The organism is Streptomyces sp. NPDC025273, from assembly GCF_040638585.1.
Lineage (GTDB): Bacteria > Actinomycetota > Actinomycetes > Streptomycetales > Streptomycetaceae > Streptomyces > Streptomyces cinereorectus.
In genome coordinates, this window is sequence record NZ_JBEZYP010000004.1 from 141729 (window position 1) to 154528 (window position 12800).

A 12800-nucleotide genomic window follows, 5' to 3' on the forward strand; every position below is an offset into this window, starting at 1 on the left:
CCAATACCAAATTAGGGTCGCATCCAGACCGTTGATTAATGAATGGATCGTCGTATGGAGCTGCGTCATCTGACCGCGTTCACCGCCGTGGCCGAGGAGCTGCACTTCGGCCGGGCAGCCAAGCGGCTGCAGATGGCCCAGCCGCCGCTCAGCCAGCAGATCAGACAGCTGGAGAAGGAGCTCGGCGTCCAGCTCTTCGAACGCAACACCCGCTCGGTGCGCCTCACCGGCGCGGGGGAGTCCTTCCTCGAACCCGTACGGACGGTCCTGGAGGACCTCGACACCGCGGTGCGCGCCGCCAAGGCCGCCGGACGCGGGGAGTACGGCAGGGTCACGATCGGCTTCGCCGGCGCCTCCAGCCACGAGACGCTGCCCCAGCTGACCAGGGCCGTGCGGGCCGCGCACCCCGCGCTGGAGCTGGTCATGAAGGGGCAGACGTACGCCAACGTCGCCCTGTCCCGGGTCGCCGACGGCTCCCTCGACCTGGGCTTCGTCCGGCTCCCGGTGACCCAGCCGGGGGTGGCCCACCGGGTGATCGACGAGGAGGAGCTGCTGTGCGCGCTGCCCTCCGACCACCGGCTGGCCGCGCTGGGGAGCATTCCGATCGGGATCCTCGCCGACGAAGCCTTCGTCTCCTTCCCCGCCAACGCCGGATCCACGGTGCGCGACGCGATGGTCGAGGCCTGCGAGGCCACCGGCTTCAATCCGCGCGTGGTGCAGGAGGCCCCCGACTCGTACACGATCCTGGCCCTCGTTGCCGCGGGTGTGGGGGTCACCCTCACCGTCTCCTCCTGCCGGCACATCCAGCAGAACGGGCTGGTCTACCGGCCCCTCGCGGGCCCTCCCATCCGGCGGCAGGCCGCACTGGCCTGGCGTACGGACAACCCGTCCCCCGCCCTCCGCGCGGTCCTCGCGGTCGCCGAGGAGGCCCTGCCCACGCCCGGAGCCTGATTGAGACGCATCGCGTCTCGAAGACCGGCGAACTCGATATTGGACCGACTCAGTGATCGGGTGCGAAGGTCACCCCACACACCCGAACCGCCGAAAGGTGTCCCGCCGTGCCCGACCAGATCGATGTCGTCATCTGCGAACCGCTGCGCACCCCCATCGGGCGTTTCGGCGGAGCCTTCGCCCAGCAGACGCCCGCCGCGCTCGCCGCACGCGTCATCGCCGAGGTCGTCGCCCGCACGGGAATCGACCCCGAGCGGGTCGACGAGGTGATCCTCGGACACGCCTACCCCACCTCGGACGCCCCGGCCATCGGCCGCGTCGCCGCCCTGGACGCCGGACTCCCCGAGTCCGTCACCGGCGCCCAGATCGACCGGCGCTGCGGCTCCGGCCTCCAGGCCGTCCTCGACGCGGCCATGCAGATCCGTGCCGGGTTCAGCGACGTCGTGATCGCGGGTGGCGTCGACGTCATGAGCGCGGCCCCCTACTACACGCACGACGGCCGGTGGGGCATCAAGGGCCCCGGCCTCCAGCTCCACGACTCGCTGGCCCGTGGCCGGGTCACCGCGGGCGGCGTCAACCACCCCGTCCCCGGCGGCATGATCGAGACCGCGGAGAACCTGCGCCGCGCCTACTCCGTCAGCCGCGCCGACCAGGACGCCCTGGCCCTGCGCTCGCAGGCCCGCGCCGCCCGCGCGGTGAAGGAGGGGCGCTACGCGGCGGAAACCGTCCCCGTCACCGTGCGCACACGCAGGAGCGAGACGGTCGTGACCGCCGACGAGCACCCCCGCCCCGACACGACCGCCGAGCAACTCGCCGCGCTGCGCCCCATCATGGGCACGTCCGACCCGGAGGCGACCGTCACCGCGGGCAACGCCAGCGGTCAGAACGACGCGGCCGCCGCCTGCCTCGTCACCAGCGCCGCCACGGCCGAACGGCTCGGACTCACCCCGCTCGTCCGGCTCGTCTCCTTCGCCCGGGCCGGCGTACCCGCCGCCACCATGGGCATCGGCCCCGTCCCCGCCACCCACGCCGCCCTCGGCCGGGCCGGGCTCACGCTCGCCGACCTCGACCTGATCGAGATCAACGAGGCCTTCGCCGCCCAGGTCCTGGCCTGCACCCGGGAACTGGGCCTCGGCGAGAAGGACCACGAGCAGCGGATCAACGTCAACGGATCCGGAGTCTCGCTCGGCCACCCGGTCGGCGCCACCGGGGCCCGCATCCTCGCCACGCTCACCCGCGAGATGCACCGCAGCGAAGCCCGCTACGGCCTGGAGACCATGTGCATCGGCGGCGGCCAGGGCCTCGCCGCGGTCTTCGAACGCATCACCGCCTGACCGTCCCCTCCCCTTTCTGTTCCGTCCCCTCCTCCGCATGACCCAGGGCGTCTCGGGCGACGCCTCGGTCCGTCATGCCCCCATCCGCTTGATCAACGATGTTCACGGGAGCCACCTATGAGTGCGTCCACCGCAACCGCACGCGCGAAGACGAAAGCCGCCAACCGTGCGGGGTTCGGAGCCTTCATCGGCTCCACCATCGAGTGGTTCGACTTCTACATCTACGGAACCGCGGCAGCGCTCGTCTTCGACAAGGTCTTCTTCCCCGAACTCGAAGGCCCCATAGGCACCCTGGTCGCCTTCGCCACCTTCTGGGTCGGCTTCCTCGCCCGCCCGATCGGCGGCATCGTCTTCGGCCACTACGGCGACCGTCTCGGCCGTAAGAAGACCCTCGTCATCACCCTGCTGATGATGGGCATCTCCACCACCGCGATCGGTCTGCTCCCCGGCTACGCCTCCATCGGCATCGCCGCCCCGATCCTGCTGGTCTGCATCCGCATGATCCAGGGCATCGGCCTCGGCGGCGAGTGGGGCGGCTCCGTCCTGATCGCCTCCGAGCACGCGCCCAAGGGCAAGTCGGTGCTGTACGGGGCGTTCGCCCAGCAGGGCTCGCCCGTCGGCAACACCCTCTCCACACTGAGCTTCCTCGCCATCAGCCGGCTGCCCGACGAAGCCTTCGTCTCCTGGGGCTGGCGGGTGCCCTTCCTCGCCTCCGCCGCCCTCGTCATCGTGGGACTGCTGGTCCGGCTGAAGGTCGCAGAGTCCCCGGCCATGGCCGAGCTCATCGAGAAGAAGGAAGTCGTCAAGCTCCCGCTGACCGAGGTCCTGCGCAGCCACCCCATGCTGATCGTCCTCGGCATCGGCGCCTGCACGATCGGCCTGTCGGCGACGTACTTCAAGTCGACGTTCGCCCTGTCCTGGGCCACCACGACGCTCGACTTCGACCGCAGCTCGTTCCTGACGATCATCCTCGTCGCCAACGTCACCCAGATCATCGTCCAGCCCTTCGGCGCGCTCATCGCCACCCGGATGAAGAGCTGGTCCCGCGCGGTGACCGTGATGCTGGTGCCCGAACTGATCCTGATGCCGGTGATGTTCGTCCTCATCAGCACCGAGAACTACGGCCTGGCGATGCTCGGTGTCGCCGTCGCCACCATCCCCCACTGCCTCTACTACGCGGCCCTGGCCGGCATGCTCGCCAGTCGCTTCCCGGCCCACCTGCGCTACACCGGCATCTCGCTCTGCTACCAGCTGTGCGGCACCCTGCTCGGCGGGACGACCCCGATCATCGGCCAGTTCCTGCTCAACCGGACGGGCTCGATCACCGCCGTCATCGTGTACGCGGTCTTCCAGGTGGCGCTGACCCTGGGCTGCATGCTCCTGCTGCTCAAGCGTCCCAACCACGACGAGCTGGCCGCCGAGCCGGCCGCCGCACCGCGCACCGCCCCCGTCACCGCCTGAACCCCGCCCGCGAGCAGAACGGACCACCGCCCCATGCCCCTGACCGTGCACGGCATCCCGGAGATCCTCGCCCTCGGCGGACGCGACCTCGGGCACTCCGGCTGGAAGGAGATCACCCAGGAGCTCATCGACGCGTACGCCCGTGTCTCCGGGGACCACCAGTGGATCCACACCGACGTCGAACGCGCCGCGGAGGGCCCGTACGGGCGCACCATCGCCCACGGCTACATGGTCCTGAGCTGGGGCATCCCGATGTTCGGCGAGCTGCTCCGGGTCAGCGGCGTGGGACGCGCGCTCAACTACGGGGTCAACCGTGTCAGGTACCCGGCGCCCGTCCCCGTCGGCAGCCGCGTACGCCTGCACGCGGCCGTCACCGAGGTGACGGAGGTCGCGCGGGGCGGCGTACAGATGACCCGGGCGTTCACCTTCGAGCTCGAAGGGTCGCAGAAGCCGGCCTGTGCCGCGGAGTCGCTGACGCACTTCTACCCTTCCTAGTGCCGTAACAGGCGACGTTCGCCCCGTCGCGACGCCCGGCACGCACGCTCGCCGCACCGGCCGGAAGCCCGACTGCGTCCCGTACGAGGACTTCCGGCCGGCACGCCGAGAGCAGGCACCCGACGCCGCTCCTCGACGGGCAAACGTTGCCTGCCGCGGCACACTCGCCGGTGAGCGGGGTTGGGTCCTGGACCCCTTCCTGGCACCGCGGACGTCCCGGACCGCGCGGGGCACATGCGTAGTACGGGAAGAGGGGCCGGCCGGCAGCACCTGACGCTGCCGGGCGGCCCCTCTCTCCGTGTGTACCGCGACTAGGTGCGCGAACCGCGGGTGCGACGCATGAGAACCGCTCCGCCGAGCAGCAGAGCCGCGCTCGCGCCGGCGGCCAGACCGATCTCCCCCGCACCGGTCTGGGCCAGCTGCGTGTCGGGGGTGCTCGGGCCGGGGTTGCCGGGCGGCGGCACGTCCACCGGGGGCTTGTCCACCGGCGGCTTGGCGGTCGGGGGCTCCTCGGCGGGGGGCTTGACGGCCGGGGGCTCGACGACCGGCGGCTTCTCGACGGGCGGCTCGACGACCGGGGGCTCGACCGGCGGGTGGTGCCCGCCGTCGCTGTCGTTGACGCAGGTGTTGCCGAAGGCCGGGTTCAGCGCGCCGACGACGTCCACGGAGTTGCCGCAGGCGTTCACCGGGAGGTCGATGGGCACCTGGGCCTGGTTGCCCGACACCACGCCCGGCGAGCCGGTGGCCACGCCCTCCGCGCTCGACCCGGAGGCTTCATCGTGGTGGTCCTTGCCGGAGTCGACGTTCGCGCAGGTGTTGCCGAAGGCCGGGTTCAGCAGGGCGATCACATTGACCGTGTTGCCGCAGAGGTTGACCGGGACGTGCACCGGCACCTGTACGGCGTTGCCCGAACCGACACCGGGCGAGTTGGCGGCGATGCCTTCGGCCGAGGCGTCGGCGTGTGCGTAACCGCCGGCGACGCCCAGGATGCCCGATGCCGCCGCCATGACGATCATGCTTTTATTCAGAACCTGTCGCATTACTTGCCCTTCTTCGGGAAATTCGCGTGGGCGGTGGCCCTGATGGAACGTCATTCCATGCACGCGGACGACTCTCTAACGATGCTCCGCGTGCGGGGGAAACTTGAGGACCGGTGGAAATCCTGTAACCACCCGGAAGAGTTACGTACGTGTGTTCGTGTTGTCGCGGGAATGCTGGCAATCGGGTGAACGGGCGGAACCAAACGTCCGATGGTGAGTTGGTCAGGGTGCTCCGTTGCGGGGCAATCGGTACGAGAAGGGTTCATCGTGATCAAGAAGGTTCTGGCTACGGGTGCCGTCGCCGCCTCCATCCTCGGTCTCTCGGCAACGACCGCCATGGCGATCGGAGACGACACGGGCACGACGTCGATCAACGGCAACGGTGCCGAGTCGGAGTACGGCAACAGCGTCACCAAGGGTGACCAGAGCCCGCAGCTCAGCCTGGTCCAGGGCTCACTCAACAAGCCCTGTGTCGGCCTGCCGCTCAAGGCCAACGTCGCTTCGCTCGTCGGTGCCGCCCCGATCGCGCTCCAGGACATCAACGTCCTGTCCTCGCCGCAGAACCAGCAGTGCACCGACAACTCGACCCAGGCCAAGGGTGACGAGCCGCTGTCGCACATCCTCTCCGACATCCCGGTTCTCTCCGGCAACGGTGCCGGTAACGGCTGATCAAGCCGCAAGGACCGGCCCGGGCCGCCGACATTCCTCCATCGTGCGGCCCGGGCCTGCATCATTCGGGGGGTTTTCCAGGAAACTTCTCCCATAGAGTTTCGATGCTGCCCCTCAATCGTTACGGATTACAGAACCGGAGCCACGGGCACATTCTCCACAGTGCTCGTGCGGCGCGAAATACGTGACCGCTCAGGGCTTCGCTGCAGAAAGGGACGAAAGTGAAGTACACCAAGGTTGCCGCCGTTGCCGCCGGAACCCTCATGGCGCTCGGTGCCGCCGCCCCGGCCATGGCCGACTCCGGCGCCAAGGCCGTTGCTGCCAACTCCCCGGGCGTCCTGTCCGGTAATGTCGTGCAGGTTCCCATCCACATTCCGGTCAATCTCTGCGGCAACACCCTGAACGCCCCCGGTCTGCTCAACCCGGCGTTCGGCAACATCTGCATCAACGACTGACGCCGTTCCCCGGCGGGCCCCGGCCGGTCCGGCTGGGGCTTTTCGGAGGGAGGTCCCGGAGCACACTTCCGTGTTCCGGGACTTTTCCGTGCGTACCAAGAAATCATGCCCTTTCCAGTTGCCCGCCCGCTGCCCGATCGTTATCCCGGATGAAAGCGGCGGAAGTCACAGGAAAAAGAGGCCTGTGCGGTGTGGAAACGCGACCGAACGGACGCCGCTCGAGAAGGGAACCCGAAAGTGAAGTACGCGAAGACTGTCGCCTGTCTCGCCGGCTCCGTGGCCGCTCTCGGAACGGCCGCTCCCGCCTTCGCGGTCACCACCGCCACGGGCCCTCATTTCAGCCTCACCAGTGGCGTGAACGAACTCACGTCCACCACGCCGCAGGTCGCGAACCAGGTGGTGGACGCGGTCGGCGACACCGCCGAGGCGGTCCGGGAGGACGGGGCGGCGGCAGGTGTTACCAAGAAGGTCGCCCCCCTCATGGGCGGGCTGCCGCTCGGCGGCTGAGCCGTCGCCGCACGAGTCCGTTCCCGACGCACGACAGTCTCGTTGCCGGCGTCCGTGAAATGCGGCGATGGCCGGACGAGAAGCACGCCGTTCGAGTGAAATGGCGCAACTATATCCGCCCGAACGAGTTGCTCAGAATGCTCCGGACAGGCGGGCAACAGAATAACCAGAAGGGTTAGTTCATGATGAAGAAGATCCTGGCGTCGGCGGCAGTCGCCGCCTCCGTCGTAGGTATTTCCGCCGCTGCGGCCCCCTCGGCCATGGCGATCGGAAACGACCACGGCACCACGTCCGTCAACGGCAACGGTGCCGTGCAGGCGTACGGCAACAGCAGCACGCATGGTGACATGAGTCCGCAGATCGGTCTCATCCAGGGATCGTTCAACAAGCCCTGCATCGCGCTCCCGGCCAAGGCCAACATCAGTTCGCTCGTCGGCGCCGCCCCGATCGCGCTCCAGGACATCAACGTCCTGTCCTCGCCGCAGAACCAGCAGTGCACCGAGAACTCGACCCAGGCCAAGGGTGACGAGGCGCTGTCGCACATCCTGGACGACATCCCGATCCTCTCGGGCAACGGTGCGGGCAACCGCTGACCGCCGATAGCTCCCCTCCTGCCTCTCCGCAGCCGATGATCTGAGGGGCCGGTCCATCCGTGCGGCAACCGTCCTTCGGGAGCCTGGATGGACCGGCCCCTTCGCCGTGCCCGCGTCCCGGGTCCGGGTCCGCCGTGCTGCGGGTCGGGTAGCCCGATAGTGCGGGAATTGGGCCGGTTGCCCCAGTCGCGCCCGACGCGGTCCGCCCGGTCGGGTAGGTGGTCCTCATGGATCAGTACGACAGTCACCACGCGCCCGGCCGTGACCACCGGCCGGAGGGCGCCACACCCATTTACGACAGGCTGCTCGCCGAGTGGTGCCAGGCGGCCAGGCGCGAGGCCCCGCCACGTCCGCAACACCCGTCCTCCCGCGGGCCCGTGCACGACCGGGGAAGCGTCTTCGTCCCGGCCGCGCGTACCGCGGACACGGACTAGTGCCGTAACAGGCGACGTTCGCCCCCGTCGCGACGCCCGGCACGCCGAGAGCAGGCACCCGACGCCGCTCCTTGACGGGCAAACGTCGCCTGGCGCAGCACACTGGCGGCGCGTCGGCCCGGCACCTGATTCAACCCGTTTGAGTGGAGTAGCGGAACTGAATCGTCCGCTTGGGGTTAGTCAGTACGTTCCACAACGGGACGCTCCGAAAGGTGAAGCGTGATGAAGAAGATGATGGCCGGCGCGACTGTGGCTGTGTCCCTGCTCGGTCTGTCCGCCGCTGCGGCCCCCTCGGCGATGGCGATCGGCAACGACCACGGCACGACGACGGTCAACGGCAACGGTGCCGAGTCGGAGTACGGCAACAGCGTCACCAAGGGTGACCAGAGCCCGCAGCTCAGCCTGGTCCAGGGTTCGCTGAACAAGCTGTGTGTCGGGCTGCCCGCCAAGGTCAACACGAGTTCGCTCGCCGGCGTCCCCGCCGCGGTCGCGGTCCAGGACATCAACGTGCTGTCCAACCCGCAGAACCAGCAGTGCGCCGACAACTCCACCCAGGCCAAGGGTGACGAGCCGCTGTCGCACATCCTGAACGACATCCCGGTGATCTCGGGCAACGGCCTCGGCAACAGCTGACAGCACGGCTGCGTACGGCCGGTCACGGAACCGTCCGCACGCGCGCCGGTGAGGGCCGCCTGCGGCGATGCCCACCACTCCACGGGGGTGGTGGGCATCGTCATGCGCGGTGCGACGGCGGTCAGGCCAGGCGGCGTACCGGCAGGATGCAGTGGGCGGAGGTTGCGATCACCTCCGGGTCGCCCACGAAGGACCGCAACAGCTCCTCGCCGACCGGCTGCCCCGGAACGGCCGCGGGCCACGGACGCGTGGCGAACATGCCGTGCACCTGGCCCTCCGCCTGGGCCACTGCCAGCCAGTCGCGCGGGACCGTGTACTGCGCCTTGAAGTGCGGCATCGTCAGAACGACCTGGCCGGCCTGGATGAGGAGCTTCACCGGGAGGCTGGGCTTGTCGGTGGCGTCCAACGTCTCGCCCCCCACCCGCAGTCCGCTGCGTTCGAGAGCCGCTCGCATGGCCCGCTCGCCCACCTCCGGTCCGTCCTGCCCGTCGCCGAGCGCATAGGTGAGGAGGAAGGCGACGTCACGGCCGCTCACGTGGTTCTCGCCGCTCCAGCCGAGGAGGATCTGGGTGCCCAACTGGGCCTGGGTGAACGTGCCGGTGGCGGTCTGGGGTGAGGTCATGTCCGGCACACTAACGGCCCGAGACCGGCCTTTGTATATGCGTATCACCTGATCGAGGGATATTTTCCGTCAACTCCGGCGAAATCCCTGGGCGTGCGGTCACGTGCGGAAAACCTGTTGACGCCGCCGGGCGGCCCCGGGCTAGGGTGTGTGGAGTTCAAGGAACCAGGAGGTGAGGACATTGATGACTGTCGTTGCGATGGGCGCTGCCCACACGAAGAGCATCGTTCCCACCCCTGTGGCCGCCGGCTGAACCCGACTTCCTTTCTCCGCGCTCGAACGCGCGTTGCCGGGGCCACCCTTGTGAAGGGTTTCCCTTGTCTTTCCCCATTCTTCGTACCTCCTCGTCGCACCCGCTGGCCCCGTACGGCTGGGACGACGACTGGGCTGCCGCCTTCGCCCCGTATGCCGAGCAGGGACTCCTGCCCGGCCGCGTGGTGCGGGTGGACCGCGGGCAGTGCGACGTGGTCACCTCGGACGGCATCCTCAGGGCGGACACCGCGTTCGTCGTGCCCCGCGACCCGATGCGGATCGTCTGCACCGGCGACTGGGTGGCCGTCGACCCCGACGGCGACCCGCAGTTCGTCCGTACGCTCCTTCCCCGGCGCACCGCGTTCGTACGCTCGACGTCCTCGCAGCGCTCCGAGGGGCAGGTGCTCGCGACGAACATCGACCACATCGTCATCTGCGTCTCGCTCGCCGTCGAGCTGGACCTCGGGCGCCTGGAACGCTTCCTCGCGCTGGCGATGTCCAGCACCGCCGGTGACGCGCTGCTCGGCGACGGTACGCAGGCCGACAGGTACGAGGCAGACCCACTCGTCCTGCTCACCAAGGCCGATCTGGTCCCCGACGTGACCACGCTGTCCCATCTGGTCGAGGACATCGAGCGCATCGCCCCCGGGGTGCAGGTGCTGCCGGTCAGTTCCGCCACCGGTGAGGGGACCGATGTGTTCGGCGCCATCGTCTCGGGCGGTACGAGCGTGCTGCTCGGGCTCTCCGGGGCGGGCAAGTCGACCCTCGCCAACACCCTGCTCGGCGAGGAGGTGATGGGCGTGCGGGCCGCGCGCGACGTGGACGGCAAGGGCCGGCACACCACCACGACGCGCAACCTCCTCGTGCTGCCCGGCGGCGGCACGCTGATCGACACCCCCGGACTGCGGGGGGTCGGCCTCTGGGACGCGGAGACGGGCGTCGGCCAGGTCTTCTCCGAGATCGAGGACCTGGCACAGCAGTGCAGGTTCCACGACTGCGCCCACGAGGCCGAGCCCGGCTGCGCCGTACTCGGCGCGATCGAGGACGGCACGCTGCCCGAGCGGCGCCTGGACAGCTACCGCAAGCTGCTCCGGGAGAACCACCGCATCGCGGCGAAGACCGACGCCCGGCTGCGTTCCGAGAACCTGCGCGAGTGGAAGCGCAGGACGGCGGAGGGCCGCGCGGCCCTTGCGGTCAAGCAGGGCCGGAAGCGGTAGCGCAGCCGCCCCGGGCTCCGCGGGTGCGGGCCCGGGGGTGGCGCACACCGGCATCCCGTGCCGGCCGAGCCGCCCCGCGGTCACCCCGGGACGGAAGAACGTGCGGTTCCATCCCACCGAGGCCGCGGCTCAGAACAACGGCTTCCGGGCGGCGCGAGCTGCCGCCCGGACGCCGTGCCCGGCTTCGCCGACCGGAGCATCCGCGCCGATGCCGTCGGACGCGCCGTGCGGATGATCGGCGAGGGCATCGTGGACTGCGAGCGTCCCGGGCCCGGCCGGCTCGGCCGCAGCACCGGCTCACCTGAACGGGGCACCGGGCGCCTGCGGCCCTGGTGCTCGTACGCCGCACGCCATCCGGAGCCCGCGGACCCGGACCTCGGCAGCACGGACCCGCGGGGCCGTAGGTCCCGGCACGCGTCGAGATCCCAGCTGCGGATCTTCCCCCGCGCGGACGCGGACGACCTCCTCGGCTGATTCCCTCACGGCTCCGGCGCCACTCGACCCCGGCCCGGCACCTCGGCCGTGGGTCCCGCGCCCGCGGACGCGGATCCGGCAGCCGTCCGTCAGCCCCAGACCACCGCGCCCAGCCACGCCCCCGCCACCATCAGGCAGCAGAAGAGCTCCACGAGCACCGAGTATCCGGTCGCCCGCATCACCGACTTCAACGAGGCCCAGCCCGCCCCGTGGCTGCCCAGCCGCAGCCGCTCGGCACCGTAGACCGCGCCCACGTAGCCCAGGATCCCACCCACCACCGGGACGACGAAGAAGCCGACGATCGCGGCGAGCCCGCCCAGCGTCAACGTCTTGCGAGGGGCGCCCGTCTCGTGCGGGCGGCGCGAGGGCAGCAGTGCTTTCAGCGCCTGGTTCAGGAGCAGCAGGCACGTCGCCCCGATCAGCACGCCCCAGGCGACCGGCGTCGTGTCCGTCAACGCCCACCACAGCACCGCCGCCCAGACGATCGCCTGGCCCGGTACGCCCGGCGCCGGTACGCCGACCAGGCCGAGCAGCATCACCGCCCCGACGGCAACGAGCTGCCACACACTCATTCGACCAGCCTGCCGGAGTCCGTCCGGTCCCGCCCGTCAGCGCCGGTGGCGGGGCGCTCAGCGCGGGGCGCGGGCCACCCATCCGCGTTCGTAGGCATGCCAGCCCAGCTGCAGCCGGGTGGTGACGCCGGTGAGCTCCATCAACCCCTTCACCCGCCGCTGTACCGTCCGGAGCCCCAGCTCCAGCTGTTTCGCCACGCTCGCGTCGGTCAGACCCGCCAGCAGCAGCGACAGGATCTCCAGATCGGTCGGATCCGGCCCCGGTCCTGCCCCCTCCCGGATGCCGTTCCCGCCCAGCCGCAGTGGCATCGAGTCCCGCCATACAGCCTCGAAGAGCCCCATCAGCGACTCCAGCAGACCGCTGGCGTGGACGACCAGCGCGGAGGGTTCCGCACCCCGGCCGGTCAGCGGCACCAGGGCCAGGGACGCGTCGGCGACCACCAGCTCCGTCGGCACCCGGTCGACCACCCGGCACTGTTCGTCACGGCTCAGCGCGGCCGACAGCTCGACGATCCCGGAGGGCAGCGACAGCACGTCCCGCTCGACGACCGTCCGGTAGGACACCCCGCGCGTCGTGGTCCGTTCCTCGGACCCGCTCTCCGTACCGGCGACCGCGACCGGCTTGCCCGCGACCAGCGCGCAGACCTCGGACCTGGCGCCCAGCCGCAGCTGGTGGAAGCGGTGGGCCACGGCACGCGCACCCGTCACCACCTCCACCAGGTCGTGAACCGTGGGCACGGCCGCCTCCGCCCGGTACTCCTCGGCGAGCAGCGCCGATGCCAGCTCGGCCTGTTCCAGCTCGTGCCGCTGCCGCGCCAGCAGCGCACCCAGCGCGACCCCGGGCGGAGCCGCCACCCAGCGGTCCGCCCGTGACGAGGACGGGGCCGCCAGCCCCTGCTGCTCCAGCCGGCGCAGCGCCCGCTCGGTGTCCGCCTCGGGCAGCGCCAGCCGGCGCGCGAGATCAGGGAGTTCCACCGCGCCCGCCGCGACCAGTGCGCGGTAGGCCGCTTCCTGTCTCTCGTCGAGACCTATCGCTGCCAGCATCCTCGGACCCTCCCCGGTGGTGATCGCACATCGCTGCGCCCGTACGG

At 70.2% G+C, this 12800-nt stretch carries 15 protein-coding genes and 1 pseudogene; 12 read left to right on the top strand and 4 right to left on the bottom strand.

The window, feature by feature from the left end; all coding sequences use genetic code 11:
* Window positions 1-54 precede the first annotated feature (54 nt).
* The 4 genes from AB0F38_RS09485 (at window position 55) to AB0F38_RS09500 (ending at window position 4241) form a co-directional block, all read left to right on the top strand.
* Window positions 55-951 (top strand): LysR family transcriptional regulator, encoded by an 897-nt coding sequence (locus tag AB0F38_RS09485; protein ID WP_361889253.1) that lies wholly within the window; start codon window positions 55-57, stop codon window positions 949-951.
* A 107-nt stretch (window positions 952-1058) separates the two neighbouring features.
* Window positions 1059-2285 carry an acetyl-CoA C-acetyltransferase gene (locus tag AB0F38_RS09490; RefSeq protein WP_361889256.1) on the top strand — a complete coding sequence of 409 codons (1227 nt, stop codon included), beginning with the start codon at window positions 1059-1061 and terminating at the stop codon, window positions 2283-2285.
* 117 nt (window positions 2286-2402) lie between these two features.
* Window positions 2403-3746 (top strand): MFS transporter, encoded by a 1344-nt coding sequence (locus AB0F38_RS09495; protein WP_361889259.1) that lies wholly within the window; start codon window positions 2403-2405, stop codon window positions 3744-3746.
* 33 nt (window positions 3747-3779) lie between these two features.
* On the top strand, window positions 3780-4241 hold the full coding sequence (locus AB0F38_RS09500; RefSeq protein WP_361889262.1) for a MaoC family dehydratase: 462 nt from the start codon (window positions 3780-3782) through the stop codon (window positions 4239-4241).
* 311 nt (window positions 4242-4552) lie between these two features.
* On the opposite strand, the gene AB0F38_RS09505 is transcribed toward AB0F38_RS09500, so the two are convergent.
* Window positions 4553-5281: a chaplin gene (locus AB0F38_RS09505; protein WP_361889265.1), complete on the bottom strand. Its 729-nt coding sequence runs from the start codon at window positions 5279-5281 to the stop codon at window positions 4553-4555.
* Window positions 5282-5548: 267 nt separating this feature from the next.
* Here AB0F38_RS09505 and AB0F38_RS09510 point away from each other — a divergent pair, with 267 nt between their 5' ends.
* The 6 genes from AB0F38_RS09510 to AB0F38_RS09535 all read left to right on the top strand — a co-directional run bounded on the left by AB0F38_RS09510 (window position 5549) and on the right by AB0F38_RS09535 (window position 8572).
* A complete protein-coding gene (locus AB0F38_RS09510) occupies window positions 5549-5950 on the top strand; it encodes a rodlin (protein ID WP_361889267.1) in 402 nt (133 codons plus the stop codon).
* 221 nt (window positions 5951-6171) lie between these two features.
* Window positions 6172-6405 (top strand): chaplin, encoded by a 234-nt coding sequence (locus AB0F38_RS09515; protein ID WP_361889270.1) that lies wholly within the window; start codon window positions 6172-6174, stop codon window positions 6403-6405.
* A gap of 237 nt (window positions 6406-6642) precedes the next feature.
* The gene (locus AB0F38_RS09520; protein ID WP_361889273.1) at window positions 6643-6912 is read left to right on the top strand and encodes a hypothetical protein; all 270 of its coding nucleotides are present in this window, start codon (window positions 6643-6645) and stop codon (window positions 6910-6912) included.
* 182 nt (window positions 6913-7094) lie between these two features.
* The gene (locus AB0F38_RS09525; protein ID WP_361889276.1) at window positions 7095-7505 is read left to right on the top strand and encodes a rodlin; all 411 of its coding nucleotides are present in this window, start codon (window positions 7095-7097) and stop codon (window positions 7503-7505) included.
* Window positions 7506-7732: 227 nt separating this feature from the next.
* Complete coding sequence (locus AB0F38_RS09530) at window positions 7733-7939, top strand: hypothetical protein (RefSeq protein WP_361889280.1); 207 nt, start codon at window positions 7733-7735, stop codon at window positions 7937-7939.
* 222 nt (window positions 7940-8161) lie between these two features.
* Complete coding sequence (locus AB0F38_RS09535; protein ID WP_361889283.1) at window positions 8162-8572, top strand: rodlin; 411 nt, start codon at window positions 8162-8164, stop codon at window positions 8570-8572.
* Window positions 8573-8693: 121 nt separating this feature from the next.
* On the opposite strand, the gene AB0F38_RS09540 is transcribed toward AB0F38_RS09535, so the two are convergent.
* Entirely contained in the window at window positions 8694-9194 is a 501-nt protein-coding gene (locus AB0F38_RS09540) for a DUF5949 family protein (protein ID WP_361889286.1), read from the bottom strand.
* Between the two features lie 317 nt (window positions 9195-9511).
* On the opposite strand from AB0F38_RS09540, the gene rsgA reads away from it, so the two are divergent.
* Window positions 9512-10663, top strand: coding sequence for a ribosome small subunit-dependent GTPase A (rsgA, locus tag AB0F38_RS09545; protein ID WP_361889289.1), 1152 nt, complete (start codon window positions 9512-9514; stop codon window positions 10661-10663).
* Between the two features lie 46 nt (window positions 10664-10709).
* A pseudogene (locus AB0F38_RS09550) lies at window positions 10710-10924 on the top strand (Ada metal-binding domain-containing protein); the annotation flags it as partial.
* A 302-nt stretch (window positions 10925-11226) separates the two neighbouring features.
* Here the strand turns inward: AB0F38_RS09550 and AB0F38_RS09555 are convergent.
* Complete coding sequence (locus AB0F38_RS09555; protein WP_361889292.1) at window positions 11227-11709, bottom strand: DUF456 domain-containing protein; 483 nt, start codon at window positions 11707-11709, stop codon at window positions 11227-11229.
* Between the two features lie 57 nt (window positions 11710-11766).
* Window positions 11767-12753: a helix-turn-helix domain-containing protein gene (locus AB0F38_RS09560; RefSeq protein WP_361889295.1), complete on the bottom strand. Its 987-nt coding sequence runs from the start codon at window positions 12751-12753 to the stop codon at window positions 11767-11769.
* Window positions 12754-12800: the final 47 nt, after the last annotated feature.